Raw genomic sequence first — 19,434 nt, 5'->3', positions numbered from 1 at the left:
GCCTGCCTCACCCGAATACGGCGGTGACGAGATCGAGGAGCCCGCGTTTGGTATCGCTGTCGTCGGTCAGCGGTTCGATCATCGCGGTCAGGATGGCGCGTTCGACCGGCATCCCCCCCGCGATCAGGGTTGCAGCATAGACCACAAGGCGGGTGGACACGCCTTCTTCCAGATCCTGGCCCTTCATCGCACGCAGCTTGTTGGCCACGCGCACCAGCGGCTGAACCCGTTCCTCGGACAGGCCGCTTTCGCGCGCCACGACGGGAATTTCATGTTCGGGCCGCGGGAAGGTGAATTCCAGGCTGATGAAACGCTGCCGGGTCGAGGGTTTCAGCGTTTTCAGGATGTTCTGGTAACCGGGATTGTAGGACGCCACCAGCAGGAAGCCGGGGGCGGCCTCAAGTTCCTCGCCGGTGCGGTCGATGGGCAGGATGCGCCGGTCGTCGGTCAGCGGGTGCAGCACCACGGTCACGTCGCGCCGCGCCTCGACCACCTCATCCAGGTAGCAGATCGCGCCTTCGCGCACCGCGCGCGTCAGCGGGCCATCGACCCAGACGGTTTCGCCGCCCTTCAGCAGATAGCGCCCGATCAGATCGGCAGCCGACAGGTCATCATGGCAGGCCACCGTATAAAGCGGCCGGCCAAGGCGGGCGGCCATATGCGCCACGAACCGCGTCTTGCCGCAGCCGGTGGGCCCTTTCAGAAGGATCGGCAGGTCATGGGCGGCGGCGGCGGCAAAGACGTCGCATTCATCGCCCTGGGGCAGGTAGAAGGGGGCTTGCGCCGCCCCCTTCAGGTTCAGGGTTCCATCCATCTGCATCACTCCGCCGCCGTATGTTCGGCCGCGATGCGGGCCTGTTCGACGGGACCGGCCTCGATGATCTCACGCCGGGGGACAAGGATGGCGTAGATGAACAGCACCGCCCCCAGCACCACCGCCACGCCCGAACCAAAGCGCATCGCGTAGAAGATCCACAGCTGGTCCTGCACGTCCATGTAGTATTCGCCATTGACGCGCTGCAGATGGGTCTGCACCGTGCCCGCGAAGGTCAGGGTGAAGGTCATGAACACCATGCCGCCCGACATCAGCCAGAAGGACACCATGTTCAGCACCTGGTTGTAGGGGTCACGCCCGCGCAGCACCGGGAAGGCATAGCTGATGATCGCCAGGTTCAGCGCGACATAGGCCCCGAAGAAGGCCAGGTGACCATGCGCCGCGGTGATCTGCGTGCCGTGGGTGTAATAGTTCACCCCGTGCAGCGTATGCAGGAACCCCCAGACGCCCGCGCCGAAGAAGGCCAGCGTGGCACAGCCCAGCGCCCACAGCAGCGCCGCCTTGTTCGGGTGATCGCGGCGGCCTTTCCAGACCATGATGAAGGCGAATGCCATCATGCCGAAGAAGGGCACCACCTCAAGCGTCGAGAAGATCGAGCCGATCCACTGCCAGTAGCCCGGCGTGCCGATCCAGTAATAGTGGTGGCCGGTGCCCAGGATGCCGGAAAACAGCGCCGTGGCGACGATGACATAAAGCCACTTTTCCACCACCTCACGGTCGACCCCCGTCAGCTTCAGCATCAGATAGGCCAGGATCGAGGCCATCACCAGTTCCCAGGTCGCCTCGACCCACAGGTGAACGACATACCACCAGTATTGCTTGTCCAGCGCCAGGTTGCCGGGGTTGTAGAAGGCGAACAGGAACAGCAGCGACAACAGCCACAGGCCCAGCAGCAGGATGTTGGTGATCGCGGTCTTCTTGCCCGCCAGAACGGTCATCGAGACGTTGTAAAGGAAGATCAGCGCACCGACGACGATGCCCACCTTCACCCAGCGCGGCTGTTCCAGGAACTCGCGCCCCTCATTGCCCAGCAGGAAGTTGCCGTCAAAGAGGTTGAACAGATAGGTGACCACGACGCCCAGCGTGCCCACCACGAAGATCGCCAGCTGCAGATAGGCCAGCATCGGCGAATGGATTTCGCGTTCGGATTCCTCGGGCACCAGGTAATAGGCGGCGCCGAAAAAGCCCAGCAGCAGCCAGACGACAAGGCTGTTGGTGTGCAGCATGCGCCCCACGTTGAAGGGCAGGATTTCGGCCAGGAAGTTCGGGCTGACATAGATCCAGCCCAGAACCAGCCCCATCGAAACCTGGACGGCGAACAACGCCATGGCCACGACGAAATAGGCCAGCGCGATCTTTTGCGATTGATATTTCATGATCTCGTCTCCTCAGCCCGCGTCATTCGGGGGCCAGTCCTGCGCGTTGATCGTGTTCGACCACAGCAGGAAGTCGGACAGCTGACGGTATTCTTCATCCGTCAGGTTGAAGTTCGGCATCTGGCGGCGGCCCTCGATGCCGGTGGGCATGGCATCCATCCAGCCCTTCAGCGCCTCGAAGGCGGCCTGCGGGTCATCCTGGACGCCCCAGCGGGTCATCACATTGGCCAGTTCGGGGGCGAAATAGGCGCCCTCGCCCAGAAGCGAATGGCAGTTCACACAGGAATGCTTTTCCCAGATGTGCTTGCCGGCGACGACGCTGTCGGTCAGCGTCTCGCGATTCGTCGATACATTGACGATGTAGTAGTGGGAATGGACCGACAGGCCCAAGAATATGAGGATGAAGAACAAGGACCCGCCGTAGAAGATGTTTCGGGCCATGCTCTTGGTCATGACTTCGCGCATCGCGCTGATCCTTCCTGGAGCAGTTTACTGTCACCCCCTTCTGCGCGTCCCGGGCGGGGGTGGCCTTAACGAAAGTCAATCGCGCGGTCGTGAAGTGACCGTTACCGCCAATCTCAGGCCAGATGTTCGACCCGCGTGCCGGGAAACTGTGCCAGCGCCGCGGTGATCTGATGATCGGGCATCAGGCAAAAGGCGGTGGACAGCGCATCGCAGACCGCCGCGGACGGCCCGGATACCGACACCAGCGCCCAGCGCGGGGCACCGCCCGCGGGGTGCAGGATGTGGGGCGCGCCCCCGGTCCCGATCCGCGTGCCCAGCGGCGCCGAGGTGGCCAGCGCGCGATCGCGCAGATCGGGCCCGGCCACTTGTGTGCCATCGGGCGCGGCGATCGCCGCCCGCCAGGGCCCACCCCCCGGGCGCGTGCCCAGCGCCATCACCTCGCCCATGTCGATCAGCACGTTCCACAGCCCCCGGCCCCGCATCAACGCCGCGATCCGGTCGGCGGCAAACCCTTGGGCAATGCCGTTGAAGGTCAGCGCCATGCCGGGATCCAGCCGGATGTCATCGCCGCCGATGCGCACGCGCTGCCAGCCCAGATGGCCGCGCGCGGCGGCGGGGTCGGTGCCGGCGGCATGGGCCAGATACAGCGGCTGTACCGTCGGGTCAAAACAGCCCTGCGTCGCGCGATGCACCCGATCGGCCAGCGCGAACAGGTCGCGAATCATCGCGTCGGGATGGGCCAGCCGCCCGTCACGGTTCAGCCGGGTCAGCGCCGAATCACGATACAGCGAAAAACGCGTCTCGATCCCGCGCAGCTCGGCCTCGATCGCGCGGATCAGCCCGCGCGATGCGGCAGGATCCGCCCCCGCCAGACGGATCGACAGATCGGCGCCCAGCGCCCGGCCCTGCCACAAAAGCCCCGCCCCGGCGCGCGCGGGCGCGGCGGCCAGCGCGCTGCCCAGCGCACAGGCCGACAGGGTCAGGAAGCGGCGGCGGTTCATTGCGGTCATGGCGCGGCTCCTTCCGCGGATCGGGCGCGGCGTTTCAGGATCGGGCAGGTGGCGGCGTCATTCATGATCACCTGGCAGCGCAGGCACAGGACACATTCATTGGGATTGATCCGGCCCAGCGGGTCGATCGCGCCGACGGTGCATTTCGTTTCACACAGGCGGCATTCACGGCCGCATTGCGGGCGGCGCTTCAGCCAGTCAAAGATCTTCAGCTTGGCCGGAATCGCCAGCCCCGCGCCCAGGGGGCACAGATAGCGGCAAAAGAAGCGTTCGATGAACAGCCCCACCCCCAGCAGCGCCAGCACGAACAGCACGAAAGGCCAGGCGCGGATCATCCGCATGGAAATCGCGGTCTTGAAGGGTTCCACCTCGGCCAGGACCAGCGCGTCGTGCATCGAATAGAACGACAGCGCCAGGATGCCCACGAAGGCGGTATACTTGATCACCCACAGCCGTTCATGCAGCCCCTGCGGCACCGCGATCTGGCGGATGCCCAGCCGCACCGCGGCGTTGTTCAGCAGTTCCTGCAGCGCGCCAAAGGGGCACAGCCAGCCGCAATAGACCCCGCGCCCCCAGAACAGCAGTCCCAGCGCGACAAAGGACCACAGCAGGAAGATCACCGGCTCGATCAGGAAGGTTTCCCAGCGGAACCCCGTCAGCAACGAATGGACAAAGGCCACCACCTGCACCACCGACAGCTGGCCGTTCAGCCCCCAGCCCAGACCGGCCAGCGTGACGCCCAGAAACACCATCCGCCCGCGCCGCCACAGCGCGGGCCGCCGTGTGATCCAGTCCTGCGCGAACAGGATCACCGTCAGCACCGCCAGCATGGTGGCAACGGCGGCGGTTTCCAGCCGCTTGGCCGCCCAGATCGCGCGCCACAGCGGCTCGGCCTCGGGCGGGGGGGGCAGGCGGAAGACCTCGGGCAGGGCATAATCGGCCGCCATGGTCATGGCGACCTGCCCGCCCGCCGCGGTGGGCCGGGTCGCGGCCACCTCAAGGCGGAAGGGGCGGGCCGGGTCGATCGCCGGCGGCAGGCGGAACAGGCTGATTTCCTTCGCCTCGGGCGCGCCATCGGCGCGCAGGCGCTTGACCATCTGATAGCTGTCGGCGGTCGGCTGATAGCGGGTGTCCCCCTGCACCAGCGTCAGCCGGTCGAAGATGCCGGTCTTGCGCCAGTCGGTGCCGCGGTGCGAATGCAGCCCCGACGAGATCACCACCAGCGCGCTTTCCCCCGGCCCCAGATCGCCGATCGCCTGGGTAAAGACCTGCTGGCCCAGCAGGTTCTGCCCCACGGTCGGCGGATCGATGATCCCGGTCCAAAGGCGCAGAAAGTCGCCCTGCCCGGCAGGCACGGGCACCTTGGCGCCCGCCAGTGCCCCGGCGGCCTGCGCCATCGGCACCCGCAGCTCGGCCAGCGCGCCCATCGCCACAAGCCCGGGCCAGTCGGCGGGCGCAAGGCCCAGCCGGTCGATCCCGCCCGAGGCCGCGATCAGCCCGCGCCCGATAGCCAGCGTGCGCGCGGTGCGCAGGATGCCGTCGCGGATCACCCCTGTCGACACCGTGGCACGGCTGATCACATCGGGCACGCCAGGTGCCGACAGGCCCACCGCGTCGCGGGGCGCCGCCAGGTCATAGCCGCGAAAGCCCGCGACATAGGCGGCGATATCGGCATCCGAAATGCCCAGCGTCAGCACGGGTTCATTGTGGCGCACCAGAACCGCGCCCGCGATCGTGGCATCGGGGGCGATCGCCACCAGAACCTCCAGCGGGCGGCCGGAATAGCCGACGGACCCCGCGATTTCCCAGGTCGATCCGACATGGCCGATAACGGCCCCGTCCGCGCTGACCGTCCAGCCCGGCACGCCCGCCTCTTGCCGGGTCACGGCGACGGGGCCGGCCCGCCCGAACAGCGCCGCCGCCTGTTCGGGACCAGGGGCGGTGGCGGTGGCAGGCGCGCCGCCCAGACCCGCCCCCAAGCCCTGACCTGCCCCCAAGCCGCCCCCCGCGCCCTGCTGGGACCAGGCAGGCAGCGCGGACAGGCAGGCGATCAGGACAAGGGCAGGCAGACGGCGCATGAAGGGGCTTTCGGGCGATGGCATCGGGCGGCGACGGGGGCCGCGCGACCGGGAAACGGGCGACGGGCGATGATGGGGGCGATGATGTCCCGACCCTGCCTGCGCGCCGCTGTCGCAGCCTTAACGAAAGTCAAGGAACACATTCGCGTTACAGCGCAAGGTTCGGCCAGCCTCACCAGCGGAACGGAGAAACCCAATGAAACCCCGAGCCTCCCACGCCAGGCATATGCTCATGAGCAGCGCCGCCCTGGCGCTCGCCCTGATCTCGGCCCCGGCATTCGCGCAGGACGCGACCAAGGAACACGCCAGCGGTCCCGCCGCGGCCTATGAACCCTCGATGACCACGCTGGGTCAGCTTCAGGTCGAGATCCCCGGCCGCAAGGCCGATGATCCGGTCATGACGCAGGATGAATTCCAGCGCGGCACCCAGATCTATTTCGAACGCTGCGCGGGCTGCCACGGCGTGCTGCGCAAGGGCGCGACCGGCAAGGCGCTGACGCCCGACCTGACGCGCGAAAACGGCTATGACTATCTGCACAGCTTCATCACCTACGGCTCGCCCGCGGGGATGCCGAACTGGGGCACCTCGGGTGAATTGTCCGAAGCCGATGTCGACCTGATGGCGCGCTATCTGCTGCTGGAACCGCCGGCACCCCCGGAATTCGGCATGCCCGAAATGAAGGACAGCTGGCAGGTCATCGTGGCGCCCGAAGATCGCCCGAAGGAAAAGCTGAACGACATCGACATCGAAAACCTGATGTCGGTCACGCTGCGCGATTCGGGTGAAATTGCCCTGATCGACGGGGCGACCTATGAAATCCACGCCGTCATCAAGACCGGCTATGCCGTTCACATCAGCCGGATCTCGGCCTCGGGCCGCTATCTCATGGTGATCGGGCGCGATGCCAAGGTCACGATGATCGACCTGTGGATGGACCCGCCCGCCCCGGTGGCCGAAATCAAGGTCGGTTCCGAGGCCCGTTCGGTCGAAACCTCGAAATTCGAGGGGTATGAGGACAAATACGCCATCGCCGGCGCCTACTGGCCCCCGCAATATGTGATCATGGATGGCGACACGCTGGAACCGCTGAAGATCGTCTCGACCCGCGGCAACATCTATGACGAACAGGTCTATCACCCCGAACCGCGGGTGGCGGCGATCCTGGCCAGCCACTACCGGCCGGAATTCATCGTCAACGTAAAGGAAACCGGCAAGATCCTGCTGGTCGACTATACCGACCTGAAGAACCTGAAAACCACCGAGATCGAGGCCGAACGCTTCCTGCACGACGGTGGTCTGGATGCGTCGCACCGTTACTTCATCACCGCCGCCAACGCCCGCAACAAGCTGGTCGTGATCGACACCAAGGAAGGCAAGCTGGCCGCCATCACCGACACGGGCGGGGCCACGCCGCACCCGGGCCGGGGCGCGAACTTTGTCCACCCCGATTACGGTCCGGTCTGGGCAACCTCGCACCTGGGTGATGAATCGGTCGCGCTGATCGGCACCGACCCCGAAGGCCATGCCGACAGCGCCTGGAAGATCGTCGACAGCTTCTATGCGCTGGGTGGCGGGTCGCTGTTCATCAAGACGCACCCGAATTCGAACCACCTTTACGTCGATGCGACGCTGAACCCGGATGCCGAAATCTCGGCCTCGGTGGCGGTGTTCAAGATCGACGAAATGAAGGCCGATGCCGAACCCGAGATCGTCACCCTGCCGATCGGCGAATGGGCGGGGATCGCGGATGGCCAGCCGCGCGTGGTGCAGCCCGAGTTCAACAAGGAAGGCACCGAGGTCTGGTTCTCGGTCTGGAACGCGAAGGACAAGGAAAGCGCGATCGTGGTGGTCGATGACAAGACGCTGGAACTGAAGCAGGTGATCAAGGACGAACGCCTGATCACGCCGACCGGCAAGTTCAACGTCTTCAACACCCGCGGCGACATCTACTGATGCCCCCGGCGCGGGCGGCCGGGCCGCCCGCGCCCCCCCCTTTCCTTTCAAAGCCATCCCGACGGAGACCGCCATGAAAGACCTGTCGCGCGACCGAACCCTGGGCAAAGTCTTTCTGATCGGCGCAGGACCCGGCGACCCCGAGTTGCTGACCCTGCGCGCGCTGCGGCTGCTGCAAAGCGCCGATGTGGTGGTCCATGATCGCCTGGTCAGCCCCGAGATCATGGCCCTGATCCCGCCGGGCCGGCGGCTGATCGACGTGGGCAAGCTGCCGCGCTGCCACAAGGTCCCGCAAGAGGCGATCAACGCCCTGCTGGTCGACCTTGCCCGCGAGGGCCTGACGGTGGCGCGCCTGAAGGGCGGCGATCCGCTGATCTTCGGGCGTGGCAGCGAAGAGGCCGCCGATCTGCGTGCGGCCGGCGTCAGCGTCGATTACGTCCCCGGCATCACCGCGGCGCAGGGCTGCGCGGCCAGCACCGGCGTGCCGCTGACGCATCGCGGCCTTGCCACCGGCGTGCGCTATGTCACCGGGCATCGCGCCCGCGACGCGCGGCTGGATCTGGACTGGGCCTCGCTGGCCTGCCCGGACACGACGCTTGTGGTCTATATGGGCGTGTCCAACATCGCCGAAATCGCCGCCCGGCTGATGGCCCATGGCCTGCCCGCAACCCTGCCGGTGCTGGCGGTGGCTTCGGTCACCACCCCGCGTGAGATGCGCATCCTGTCCACCCTGTCGGGGATCGCCACAGCCGTCGCGCAGGCCGAACCCGAGGCGCCGGTGCTGTTCGTCATCGGCCATGTCGTGTCGCTTTATGACGATGTCGCACTGGTCCCGGCCCGCGCCTTTCAGGCCATGGCGGTGGCCGCCCATGCCTAGGCTGCCGGTCGCGTTTCTGCTGTCCCTGGCCCTGCCCCTGGGTGTGGCGCTGCCTGCGGCGGGGACCGGGATCGCGCCTGACCGCGCCGCCGCGCTGGAACATATGGTGATCCAGGATTGCGGGTCCTGCCACGGGCTGACGATGAAGGGCGGCCTTGGCAGCCCGCTGACGGCGCAGGCGCTGGACCATGCCGAACCCGAGGGGCTGGCGCTGATCATCCTGGATGGTGTGCCCGGCACCGCGATGCCCCCCTGGCGCCCGCTGCTGACCGAAGACGAGGCGCTGTGGATCGCCAATTACCTGAAGAATCTGGAGTAGATCATGCCCCGCTTGCCCGGCCCCCCGGCTGACCGCCCCCTGGCTCACACCCGCCCGGCTGGCACCCGCCCGGCTGGCACCCGACTGACCGCGCGCCTTCTGGCGCCGTTCCTGGTCGCGCTGAGCCTGTCCACCGCGCCCGCGGCGCTGGCCACCGAAGGCATGGACAGTATCGGCCACGCAACCGGCGATCTGGGGCTGGTGGTGGAACGCGCCACCGGATCGCTTCTGGTGATCGACCGGTCCGACCGCGCCGCCATCGGCCGGGTGGAAGGTTTGGGCGACATGTCGCACGCCTCGCTGACCTATTCGCCCGACGAACGCTTCGCCTATGTCTTTGGCCGCGACGGCGGCCTGAGCAAGGTCGACATGCTGACCCGGCAGATCGTGGCGCGCACGGTGCAGGCTGGCAATTCCATCGGCGGGGCCATTTCCGATGACGGCCGGCTGATCGCGGTGTCGAATTACGAACCCGGCGGGGTCAAGGTCTTTGACGCGGACAGCCTGGACCTGATCGCAGACATCCCCGCCGCCGGAAAGACGATCGGCCTGGTCGACGTGCCCGGCCGCCGCTTTGCCTGGACGGTCTGGGACACGGGCGAGGTGTTCCTGGGCGATTTTTCCGGGGCGGAGCCCGCGATCACGCTGTTGGGCAATGCCGGCAAGAACCCCTTTGACGCGGTGCTGACCGATGATGCGCATACCTATCTGATCGGGCTGTTCGGCGAAAAGGGCGTGACCGCCTTTGACCTGTGGGACGACACCCCCGAACCGCAGCGGTTCCTGCGCGACTATGGCAAGACCGAAGATGACCTGCCGGTCTACAAGATGCCGCACCTGCAGGGCTGGGCCTTTACCGAGGGGCAGTTCGTCCTGCCCGCGGTGGGGGCGCATGAACTGCTGTGGGTGGACCGTGCCACCCGCCAGGAGGTGGGGCGCACCCCGGTGCATGGCCAGCCGGTCTTCATCATCGCCCAGCCCGCCTCGCCCTATGTCTGGGTGAATTTCGCAACGCCCCTGAACGATGTGGTCCAGGTGGTCGATTCGCGCAGCCATGCGGTGGTGGCGACACTGACCCCCGGCAAGGCGGTGCTGCACATGGAATTCGCCCCCCGCGGCGCCGAGGTCTGGATTTCGCTGCGCGATGACAACAAGGTGGTGATCTATGACACCCGCACCCGCACGGTCACGGGCGAGGTTGCGGCAAACGCGCCCTCGGGGATCTTCTTCACCGCCCGCGCCCACCGCACGGGGCTTTAGGCGATGACCGCGCGCGCGCCCCTTGGCCGACTGGACCCGCTGGATGCGCGGCTGCTGGATGAATTCCAGCGCGACCTGCCGCTGGTGCCGCAGCCCTTCGCCGCCATCGGCGCGGCGCTGGGACTGGCCGAAACCGAGGTGATCGACCGCCTGGCCCGCCTGCGCGCCGCGGGCACCATCGCGCGGGTGGGCGCCACGGTGCGGCCCAATACCGCGGGCGCCTCGACGCTGGCCGCGCTGGCCGTACCCGATGACCGGATCGAGGCGGTCGCCGCCATCGTCGGCGCCGAACGCGGGGTGAACCATTCCTACCTGCGCGAACATCACTGGAACCTGTGGTTCGTGGCCACCGCCCCCGATGCGGCGGCGCTGGCCGCGATGCTGGACCGGATCGGCACCGCGACCGGGCTGCAGGTGCTGGACCTGCGGCTGGTCCGCGCCTTCAACATCGACCTTGGCTTCCGGCTGCGCGGCGCGCGCGCCGCGATGACCCCGGACCGGCCCGCCGACCAGACCGTGCTGCGCGACGATGACCGCCCGATCCTGCAGGCCCTGGCCGAGGGCCTGACGCTGTCCCCCCGCCCCTTCGCCACGCTGGCCACCCGCATCGGCCGCACCGAAGCCGACGTGATCACCCGCATCGGCGCGCTGGCCCAGGCCCGCATCCTGACCCGCGTGGGCGTGATCGTGCGCCACCGCGCCATCGGCTGGGCCGCCAATGCGATGGTGGTCTGGGACCTGCCCGAAGACCGCATCGCCACCGCGGGCCCCGCCCTGGCCGCCCTGCCCGGCGTCACGCTGTGCTATCAGCGCCGCACCGTGCCGGGCCTTTGGCCCTATGGGCTGTTTTCCATGATCCACGGCCAGTCCCGGGCCCAGGCGCTGGCGGTGCTGGACCGCGCCGCCAGCTTGCCTGAACTGGCCGGCGCACGCCATCACGCGCTGTTTTCCACCCGCTGCTTCAAGCAGACCGGCGCCCTTTTGCAGGAGACCGCGGCATGAGACGTTCCCCCCTTCCGCCCGAAGCCCTGGATGCCACCGACCGGCTTATCCTGAACGCCCTGCAGGACGGCTTTCCGATCAGCCACAACCCCTTCGCCGAGGTGGCCGTGCAGCTGGGCCTGACCGAGGACGACCTGATCGCCCGCATCGGGCGGCTGCGCGAAATCGGCGCCGTCACCCGCTTTGGCCCGTTCTACGATGCCGCCGCGATGGGCGGGGCCTTTTGCCTGTGCGCCATGGCCGTGCCCGCCGCCCGCTTTGACCAGGTCCTGACTTTGGTCAATGCACATCCCGAGGTGGCGCATAATTATGAACGCAGTCACCGGCTGAACATGTGGTTCGTGCTGGCCTGCGAAAGGCCCGAAGGCATTACCCGCACCGCCCGCGTGATCGAGGAGGAGACCGGCATCCCCGTGCTGCTTTTCCCCAAGGAACACGAATTTTTCATAGGCTTCCGGGTCGCCGCATGAACATCGACGCCACAGACCGCAAGATCATCGCCGCCACGCAGGGCGGCCTGCCGCTGACCCCCGCCCCCTATGCCGAGGTCGCACGCTGGCTGGCCCTGACCGAGGCCGAGGTGATCGCGCGGATGGCCGCGATGCAGGATGCGGGCGTGATCCGGCGCGTGGCACTGGCGCCCAATCACTACGCCCTTGGCATGACCGCCAACGGCATGAGCGTGTGGGACGTCGATGACACCTGCGCGCTGACACTGGGCGCACAGGTCGGCGCGCTGGATTTCGTGTCGCATTGCTACCTGCGCCCGCGCGCCCTGCCCGACTGGCCCTACAACCTGTTTGCCATGATCCACGGCACCGACCGCGCCGAGGTCGAGGCCAAGCGCGCCATCATCGCCGATCTGCTGGGCCCGGCCTGCCGCGCCCGCGACATCCTTTATTCCACGCGCATCCTGAAAAAGACCGGCCTGCGCCTGAAGAACACGGAAGGCTAGCCCATGTTTCGCCTGACGCAATACATGCACGAACTGGTGGCCCCCACCCCGGTGCGCCTGCGCCGCGGCTTTGGCCAGACCGGCGAAAAGGTCAAGCCGGTGGTGATCTGGAACCTGACGCGCACCTGCAACCTGCGCTGCCGGCATTGCTATACCACATCGGCCGACGTGCCCTTTCCGGGGGAACTGACGCATGATCAGGCGATGGGCGTGCTTGATGACCTGGCAGACTTTGGCATCCCCGCGCTGATCCTGTCGGGGGGCGAGCCACTGTCGCGCTTCGATTTCTTCGAATTGGCCGAACATGCCCGCGCGCTGAACTTCCGCCACCTCAGCCTGTCGACGAACGGTACGAAACTCACCGGCGCCACTGCCGACCGCGTGGCGGAACTGGGCTTTGACTATGTCGGCATCTCGCTCGATGGGATCGGCGCGATGAACGACTGGTTCCGCGGCGTCCAGGGCGCCTTCGCCGATGCGCTGGCGGGCGTGCGCGCCTGCAAGGACCGCGGCGTCAAGGTGGGCCTGCGCTTCACCATCACCGACGACAATGCCCACATGCTGCCCGACATGCTGGACCTGTGCGTGGCCGAAGGCGTGGACAAGTTCTACCTGTCGCACCTGGTCTATGCCGGGCGCGGCGACAAGCACCGCGGCGAGGATGCCGCCCATACCCGCACCCGCCAGGCGATGGACCTGCTGATCGACCGCGCCTGGGCCGCGGTCTCGGGCGGCCAGCCGCTGGAAATCGTCACCGGCAACAATGATGCCGATGCGGTCTGGTTCCTGAACTGGGCCGCGGCACGCTTCGCCCCCGATCAGGTCGCCCATCTGCGCGCCCATCTGGAAGCCTGGGGCGGCAATTCCTCGGGGCTGGGGGTGGCCAATATCGATCCCCAGGGCAAGGTCCACCCCGATACCTACTGGTCCGACTATACCGTGGGCTCGGTCAAGACGACGCCATTCTCGCAGCTCTGGACCGGCGACGATCCGATGCTGGCCACGCTGCGCACAAGGCCCCGTCCGCTCAAGGGCCGCTGCGGCGCCTGCGCCTACAAGGCGGTCTGCGGCGGCAACACCCGCATCCGCGCCCTGCAACTGACCGGCGACCCCTGGGCCGAGGACCCGGCCTGCTACCTCAGCAATTCCGAAATCGGCATCGAGGATGCCGACCGCCTGACCCTCACGCCCTTCCGAGGCAAAAGCCATGACCCGGCCCACCGTTTCCTCTGACCCCCAACCTGCCCTCGCCCCCGCGATGCCGCTTCTTCTTGGCCCAAATACTCCCGCCGGAGGCATCCGCCGGCTGTCCCGGGCGCTGGCGGCCGGTGTCTTCGCCACGCTGATCGCATCCGCATCCGCACCGGCGCTGGCCGGGCCGGATGGCGCGATGATCTATGCCGATCTGTGCGCCTCGTGCCATGCCGAAACCCGGCTGGGCGGCACCGGCCCCGCGCTGATCCCCGAAAGCCTTGGGCGGCTGAAAGGCGACCGGCTGGAAGCGGTGATCGCCGATGGCCGCGCGATGACGCAGATGCCGGGCTTTCGCGGCACGCTTTCAGCCGATGAAATCGCGGCGGTGGCGGCCTATGTCGGCACGCCGCTGGCCAGCACGCCCGGCTGGTCCGAGGCCGATATCGAGGACACGCGCAGCTTGCGCGACGATTACGCCCCCGCCCCCGCCCCGGTCTTTTCCGGCGACCCGCTGAACATCACGCTGGTGGTGGAAACCGGCGATCACCATGTCAGCGTGCTGGATGGCGACAGCTTCGCGGTGCTTGACCGCTTTGAAACCCCCTTCGCGGTGCATGGCGGGCCAAAGTTCAGTCCCGACGGGCGCTTTGTCTTTGTCATGTCGCGCGATGGCTGGGTGCAGAAATACGACATCTGGTCCCTGGCCGAGGTGGGCCGCGTGCGCGCGGGCCTGAACAGCCGCAACATCGCCATGAGCGCGGATGGCAAATGGCTGGCGGTGGCCAATTACCTGCCCGCCACGCTGACCATCCTGTCCACCGCCGATCTGTCGGTCGCCCGCGTGATCTCGGTCGCGGGCCGCGACGGACGCGCCAGCCGGGTTTCGGCCGTCTATCAGGCGCCGCAGCGCGAAAGCTTTGTCCTGGCGCTGAAGGATGTGCCCGAAATCTGGGAAATCGCCACGACCCAGGACGGCGGCCCCTTTCACGATGGTTTCGTCCATTCCAACGAAGCCGGCATGATCGAGGCGCTTGGCGCCGAACAGGGCCTTTTCGCGCGCCGCCGGATCATGGTCGCGGCGCCGCTGGACGATTTCTTCTTCAGCCCCGATTACCGCAACCTGATCGGATCCAACCGCGAGGCCGATACCGGCGTTGTCGTCAACCTGGATGTCGGGCGCGAAATCGCCACCCTGCCGCTGCCCGGCATGCCGCATCTGGGATCGGGGATCACCTGGGAACGTGACGGGCATCGCGTGATGGCCACCCCGCACCTGACCGAGGGCCGGCTGTCGGTGATCGACATGAACGACTGGGACCTGGTCAAGACCATCGAAACCAACGGCCCCGGTTTCTTCCTGCGCAGCCACGCCGACACCCCGTATGTCTGGGCCGATGTCTTCACCGGCCCGCATCGCGACGAAATGCACATCATCGACAAGCAAAGCCTGCAGATCGTCACCACGCTGAACCCGGCACCGGGACAAACCGTCGCACACACGGAATTTACCCGCAACGGGCGCCATGCGCTGGTATCAATATGGGAAGACGACGGTGCCGTTGTCATATATGATGCCAAAACCCTGACGGAGGTAAAGCGCCTTCCGATGCGCAAGCCTTCGGGAAAATACAATGTCTGGAACAAGATCACTTTCGAAGATGGAACATCGCACTGACGCACCGCGCAGCCTGTGGCGGCTGGGCCTGCTGCTTTACCCGTTCACGGCGGCGGCGGTGGCGATCAACCTGTTCCTGGCGGGTCTGATGTTTCAGGCACTGGGTTTTCCGGCCATCGCCCCGGTCACGGCGCTGGTCTGGTCGGTGCCGCTTGGCATTCCGGCCACCTGGGCCGCCGCCATCTGGGTGCGCGGCCTGATCGACGAGGCCGAGGGCCGCCGCTAGGCGCCCGGCCCCCACAACGGATCATCGAACAAAGGAGACAGATGATGATGAAACGCAGCCTGATCGCCGCCTTTGCGGTCGCCACCCTTGCCGGCCCCGCGCTGGCCTCGGGCGATGCCGCAAAGGGCGAGGCCGATTTCAAGAAATGCAAGGCCTGCCACATGATCGTGGACGATGCGGGTAATGAAATCGTCAAGGGCGGCAAGACCGGCCCGAACCTGTGGGGCGTCGTGGGCCGCGCACCCGGCACCGTCGAAGGCTTCAAATACGGCGATTCGATCATCGCCGTCGGCGCCTCGGGCGTGGTCTGGGACGAAGACAACCTTGAGGATTACCTGAAAGATCCGACCGCCTGGCTGAAAGAAACCTCGGGCGATGCGGGCGCCAAGTCGAAGATGACCTTCAAGCTGCCCAAGGGCGCCGAGGACATGGCCGCCTATCTGGCCACGCTGAAGTAAGCGTTTGAACCGAAAGGCAAAGGCCCGGTCCCCGACCGGGCCTTTGTCATGCCCGCCCGGCCTGGTCGGGCAGGCCCCAGCCGCCACCGCCCGGCGTCAGCATGCGAAATGCCGCGCCCGCGGGCAGGTCGCGTTCGTCATTGCCGCGCAGGACATCCTCGCGCCCGTCGGGCCAGATCACCCGGTTTTCACCCAGCCCCCCCGGTGCACCCTCCGCCCCGCCAAAGGGCGGATGGATGCGCGATGACGACAGCACCGTCACCGTCACCGGCTCCAGAAACCGCAGCACCCGGTCCACACCGCAGCCGCCCGGCCAGCGCCCTGCCCCCCCCGATCCGCGCCGGATCGCGAAACGTTCCAGCCGGACGGGAAAGCGGCGCTCCAGCACCTCGGGGTCGGTCATGCGGGTGTTGGTCATGTGGCTTTGCACCGCGTCACACCCCGCAAAGCCCGGCCCCGCCCCGGTGCCGCCCGCGATGGTTTCATAGTTCTGGAAGGCCGCATTGCCCCAGACAAGGTTGTTCATCGTGCCCTGCGATCCCGCCATCACCCCCAGCGCGCCGTAAAGCGCGTTGGCGGCGGCCTGGCTGACCTCGGTATTGCCGGCGATCACGGCGGCCGGATAGCGCGGGTTCAGCATGGATCCTTCGGGCAGGATGATGGTGATCGGCCGCAGGCAGCCTTCGTTCAACGGAATGTCCTTGCCCACCAGCGTGCGGAACACATACAGCACCACCGCCCGCGCGATCGCGGCGGGGGCGTTGTAATTGCCCGTCGCCTGCGGCGAGGTGCCGGTGAAATCCACCACCGCCGCGCCGCGCGCCCGGTCCACCCGTACCGCCACGCGGATCTGCGCGCCGGTGTCCATCGGACAGGTATACGCGCCATCCCGCAACGTGCCGATCACCGCGCGCACCAGCGCCTCGGCATTGTCCTGCACATGGCCCGCATAGGCGGCCAGCACATCGGCGCCCCAATGGGCGGCGGCGCGGATCAATTCGCGCCGCCCGGTTTCATTGGCGGCGACCTGCGCCTTCAGATCCGCGATGTTCTGGTCGATGTTGCGGCAGGGATAGCGCCCCGAGGCCAGCAGCGCGCGCGCCGCATCTTCGCGGAACTGCCCGGCGCGGACCAGCTGGAAGGTGTCGATCAGGACGCCCTCATCCTCGATCACCCGGCTGTCGGGGGGCGATGATCCGGGCGTGCGCCCGCCGATATCGGCATGGTGCCCCCGCGCGCCCAGCCAGAACCGCAGCCGCCCGTCCAGGAACACCGGGCTGACCACGGTCACATCGGGCAGATGCGTGCCGCCCGCGAAGGGCGAATTCAGCATATAGGCATCGCCCTCGGCCACGCCGGGGCCGGCCGCGCGCATCACCTCGCGGATCGCGGCGGACATTGACCCCAGATGCACCGGCACATGCGGCGCATTGGCCACCAGCGCCCCCGAGGCATCAAAGATCGCGCAGGAAAAATCGAAGCGTTCCTTGATGTTGACCGACCAGGCGGTATTGGCCAGCGCCGCCCCCATCTGATCGGCAACCGACATGAACAGGTTCGACATCACCTCCAGCGTGACCGGATCGGCGGCGGTCCCGGCGGCGCTTGCGCGGCTGGCCTGTTCGCGCCGCTCCAGGATCAGGTTGGCCTGCCCGTCCACCCGCGCCGCCCAGCCCGGTTCCAGCACCGTGGTGCCGGTCGGTTCCAGGATGATCGCGGGGCCGTGGATTTCAGCGCCCACACCAAGGGCCGCGCGGTCATAAAGGGGAACATCCTGCCACGCCCCGCCCACATGCACCGGCGCGCGGGCCACAGGCGCGGCCCCGCCCCGCGCCACATCGGGGGGAACAAGGGGGGCAGCGCCGCCCGCCGCCTCGACCGTCAGCATCTCGAAGCGCACCGCGCGGGCGGGATCGGCAAAGCCGAAGCGGGCCAGATGCGCAGCCTCGAAATCCGCCAGCATCGCGGCGGCGGGGCCAAAGGGCACCTCCAGCGGCTGGTGGGAACCGTCATAGCGCAGATGCGCCCGCGCGATCACGCGGATCGCCCCCGGGTCCACCCCCTGCGCCACCAGATCGGCGCGGGCCTCGGCCCCCAGCGCGGCGATGCGCGCGGCCATCGCCGGGGTATCGGACAGGGGCGCATCGGCCTGCGCCTCACGCAAGCTGCGCAAAGCCGCCAGCCCCATGCCATAGGCCGACAGGACCCCCGCGAAAGGGTGCAGCATCACCCGCCCCATCCCCAGCGCATCGGCCACGCGGCAGGCATGCTGCCCGCCCGCGCCGCCAAAGCATTGCAGCGTGTAGCCGGTGACATCATGGCCGCGTTCCACGCTGATCTTCTTGATCGCATTGGCCATGTTGGCGACCGCGATCTGCAGGAACCCCTCGGCCAGACCCTCGGGGCTCTGGTCCTGCCCGGTGGCGGCGGCGACCTGCGCGGCCAGATCGGCAAAGCCCGCCCGCACCGCCAGCAGATCCAGCGGCTGGTCGCCACCCGGACCGAAGACCGCCGGGAAATGGCCGGGGTTCAGCCGCCCCAGCAACACATTGGCATCCGTCACCGTCAGCGGCCCGCCGCGCCGATAGGCGGCGGGCCCGGGATCCGCGCCTGCGCTTTCCGGCCCCACCTGCAGCCGCCCGTCGCGGAAGGACAGGATCGACCCGCCCCCGGCCGCCACGGTGTGAATATCCATCATCGGCGCGCGCAACCGCACGCCCGCGACCTCGGTTTCGAAACTGCGTTCGAAATGGCCCGCGTAATGGCTGACATCCGTCGAGGTGCCGCCCATGTCGAACCCGATCACCCGGTCAAAGCCCGCGGCCCCGGCGGTGCGGACCATGCCAACGATCCCGCCCGCAGGCCCCGACAGGATCGCATCGCGCCCGTGAAAACGCGCCGCATCGGTCAGCCCGCCATTCGATTGCATGAAGAACAGCCGCCCCGTGCCCCGCCCCAGATCCAGCGCCCCCGCGACCTGATCGACATAGCGGCGCAGGATCGGCGACAGATAGGCATCCGCCACCGTGGTATCGCCCCGCCCCACCAGCCGGATCAACCGCGAACAGTCGTGGCTGAGCGAGACCTGCGTGAAGCCCAGCTCGCGCGCGATCTGGCCCGCGCGAACCTCATGCGCGGGGTTCAGATAGCCGTGCAGAAAGGCCACCGCCACCGCGCGGATGCCCCGGTCATATGCGTCTTGCAGCGCGGCGCGCAGGGTGCCTTCGTCCAGCGGGCGGATTTCATCGCCATCGGCATCCAGACGTCCCGGCACCTCGGCCACCCGTTCATACAGCAGATCGGGGCGGCGGATGTGCAGGTCAAACAGCCGCGGCCGGGTCTGATAGCCGATCCGCAACAGATCGCCGAAGCCTTCGGTGATCAGCAACAGCACCCGCTCGCCCTTGCGTTCCAACAGCGCATTGGTGGCCACCGTCGTGCCCATCTTGACCGCGCCGATTGTCCCTGCCGGGATCGGATCGCCTGCCCCCAGGCCCAGGATCTGGCGGATGCCCTGCACCGCCGCATCGTGATAGCGTTCGGGGTTTTCCGACAAAAGTTTGGCCGTGACCAGCCCGCCATCGGGCCGGCGCGCGACGATGTCGGTGAACGTGCCGCCCCGATCGATCCAGAATTCCCAGGCCATGCCCCCCCCTTTTCGCTGCCCGAACCGTGCCGATCCGGGCGGAAATGTCAACGCATCCGCCGGGCACCCATATCCGAGCAAAAGAATCGCCTTTACAATTCCGA

The 19,434-nt window shown here is 67.5% G+C and carries 17 protein-coding genes; 11 read left to right on the top strand and 6 right to left on the bottom strand.

Going from position 1 to position 19,434, the window contains the following annotated elements; genetic code table 11:
• Nucleotides 1–7: 7 nt before the first annotated feature.
• From ACK8OU_RS01385 to ACK8OU_RS01365, 5 genes are all read right to left on the bottom strand, one after another.
• A complete protein-coding gene (locus ACK8OU_RS01385; protein WP_410301547.1) occupies nucleotides 8–814 on the bottom strand; it encodes a CbbQ/NirQ/NorQ/GpvN family protein in 807 nt (268 codons plus the stop codon).
• A gap of 5 nt (nucleotides 815–819) precedes the next feature.
• Nucleotides 820–2,211, bottom strand: coding sequence for a cbb3-type cytochrome c oxidase subunit I (locus ACK8OU_RS01380; protein WP_410301546.1), 1,392 nt, complete (start codon nucleotides 2,209–2,211; stop codon nucleotides 820–822).
• Nucleotides 2,212–2,223: 12 nt separating this feature from the next.
• Nucleotides 2,224–2,676 (bottom strand): c-type cytochrome, encoded by a 453-nt coding sequence (locus ACK8OU_RS01375; RefSeq protein ID WP_410301545.1) that lies wholly within the window; start codon nucleotides 2,674–2,676, stop codon nucleotides 2,224–2,226.
• 113 nt (nucleotides 2,677–2,789) lie between these two features.
• Nucleotides 2,790–3,686: an FAD:protein FMN transferase gene (locus tag ACK8OU_RS01370; RefSeq protein WP_410301544.1), complete on the bottom strand. Its 897-nt coding sequence runs from the start codon at nucleotides 3,684–3,686 to the stop codon at nucleotides 2,790–2,792.
• Nucleotides 3,683–5,764, bottom strand: coding sequence for a 4Fe-4S binding protein (locus ACK8OU_RS01365; protein ID WP_410301543.1), 2,082 nt, complete (start codon nucleotides 5,762–5,764; stop codon nucleotides 3,683–3,685). Before ACK8OU_RS01365 ends, ACK8OU_RS01370 begins: the two co-directional genes overlap by 4 nt.
• 226 nt (nucleotides 5,765–5,990) lie before the next feature.
• Here ACK8OU_RS01365 and ACK8OU_RS01360 point away from each other — a divergent pair, with 226 nt between their 5' ends.
• From ACK8OU_RS01360 to ACK8OU_RS01310, 11 genes are all read left to right on the top strand, one after another.
• Nucleotides 5,991–7,718, top strand: a complete 1,728-nt coding sequence (locus ACK8OU_RS01360; RefSeq protein WP_410301994.1) for a cytochrome D1 domain-containing protein — start codon at nucleotides 5,991–5,993, stop codon at nucleotides 7,716–7,718.
• A 73-nt stretch (nucleotides 7,719–7,791) separates the two neighbouring features.
• Entirely contained in the window at nucleotides 7,792–8,595 is an 804-nt protein-coding gene (cobA, locus tag ACK8OU_RS01355; RefSeq protein WP_410301542.1) for a uroporphyrinogen-III C-methyltransferase, read from the top strand.
• The gene (locus ACK8OU_RS01350; protein WP_410301541.1) at nucleotides 8,588–8,914 is read left to right on the top strand and encodes a c-type cytochrome; all 327 of its coding nucleotides are present in this window, start codon (nucleotides 8,588–8,590) and stop codon (nucleotides 8,912–8,914) included. Before cobA ends, ACK8OU_RS01350 begins: the two co-directional genes overlap by 8 nt.
• A gap of 162 nt (nucleotides 8,915–9,076) precedes the next feature.
• Nucleotides 9,077–10,174: a cytochrome D1 domain-containing protein gene (locus tag ACK8OU_RS01345; RefSeq protein ID WP_410301993.1), complete on the top strand. Its 1,098-nt coding sequence runs from the start codon at nucleotides 9,077–9,079 to the stop codon at nucleotides 10,172–10,174.
• A gap of 3 nt (nucleotides 10,175–10,177) precedes the next feature.
• Nucleotides 10,178–11,176, top strand: a complete 999-nt coding sequence (ahbB, locus tag ACK8OU_RS01340; RefSeq protein ID WP_410301540.1) for a siroheme decarboxylase subunit beta — start codon at nucleotides 10,178–10,180, stop codon at nucleotides 11,174–11,176.
• The gene (locus ACK8OU_RS01335) at nucleotides 11,173–11,646 is read left to right on the top strand and encodes an Lrp/AsnC family transcriptional regulator (RefSeq protein WP_410301539.1); all 474 of its coding nucleotides are present in this window, start codon (nucleotides 11,173–11,175) and stop codon (nucleotides 11,644–11,646) included. Before ahbB (ACK8OU_RS01340) ends, ACK8OU_RS01335 begins: the two co-directional genes overlap by 4 nt.
• Nucleotides 11,643–12,131, top strand: coding sequence for a siroheme decarboxylase subunit beta (gene ahbB, locus ACK8OU_RS01330; RefSeq protein ID WP_410301538.1), 489 nt, complete (start codon nucleotides 11,643–11,645; stop codon nucleotides 12,129–12,131). Before ACK8OU_RS01335 ends, ahbB (ACK8OU_RS01330) begins: the two co-directional genes overlap by 4 nt.
• Nucleotides 12,132–12,134: 3 nt before the next feature.
• On the top strand, nucleotides 12,135–13,364 hold the full coding sequence (gene nirJ / locus ACK8OU_RS01325) for a heme d1 biosynthesis radical SAM protein NirJ (RefSeq protein ID WP_410301537.1): 1,230 nt from the start codon (nucleotides 12,135–12,137) through the stop codon (nucleotides 13,362–13,364).
• 25 nt (nucleotides 13,365–13,389) lie between these two features.
• Complete coding sequence (locus ACK8OU_RS01320) at nucleotides 13,390–15,000, top strand: cytochrome D1 domain-containing protein (RefSeq protein ID WP_458524346.1); 1,611 nt, start codon at nucleotides 13,390–13,392, stop codon at nucleotides 14,998–15,000.
• Nucleotides 14,984–15,226 carry a hypothetical protein gene (locus tag ACK8OU_RS01315; RefSeq protein WP_410301536.1) on the top strand — a complete coding sequence of 81 codons (243 nt, stop codon included), beginning with the start codon at nucleotides 14,984–14,986 and terminating at the stop codon, nucleotides 15,224–15,226. The genes ACK8OU_RS01320 and ACK8OU_RS01315 overlap by 17 nt, the downstream gene beginning before the upstream one ends.
• Nucleotides 15,227–15,273: 47 nt before the next feature.
• Nucleotides 15,274–15,684: a c-type cytochrome gene (locus tag ACK8OU_RS01310; RefSeq protein ID WP_410301991.1), complete on the top strand. Its 411-nt coding sequence runs from the start codon at nucleotides 15,274–15,276 to the stop codon at nucleotides 15,682–15,684.
• A 46-nt stretch (nucleotides 15,685–15,730) separates the two neighbouring features.
• On the opposite strand, the gene ACK8OU_RS01305 is transcribed toward ACK8OU_RS01310, so the two are convergent.
• The gene (locus ACK8OU_RS01305) at nucleotides 15,731–19,330 is read right to left on the bottom strand and encodes a hydantoinase B/oxoprolinase family protein (protein ID WP_410301535.1); all 3,600 of its coding nucleotides are present in this window, start codon (nucleotides 19,328–19,330) and stop codon (nucleotides 15,731–15,733) included.
• Nucleotides 19,331–19,434 lie beyond the last annotated feature (104 nt).

The organism is Pontitalea aquivivens, assembly GCF_046507575.1.
In the GTDB taxonomy this organism is placed as follows: domain Bacteria; phylum Pseudomonadota; class Alphaproteobacteria; order Rhodobacterales; family Rhodobacteraceae; genus Pontitalea; species Pontitalea aquivivens.
Note: the sequence above shows the minus strand (reverse complement) of the source record. Positions and strands in the feature narration are given on the sequence as shown.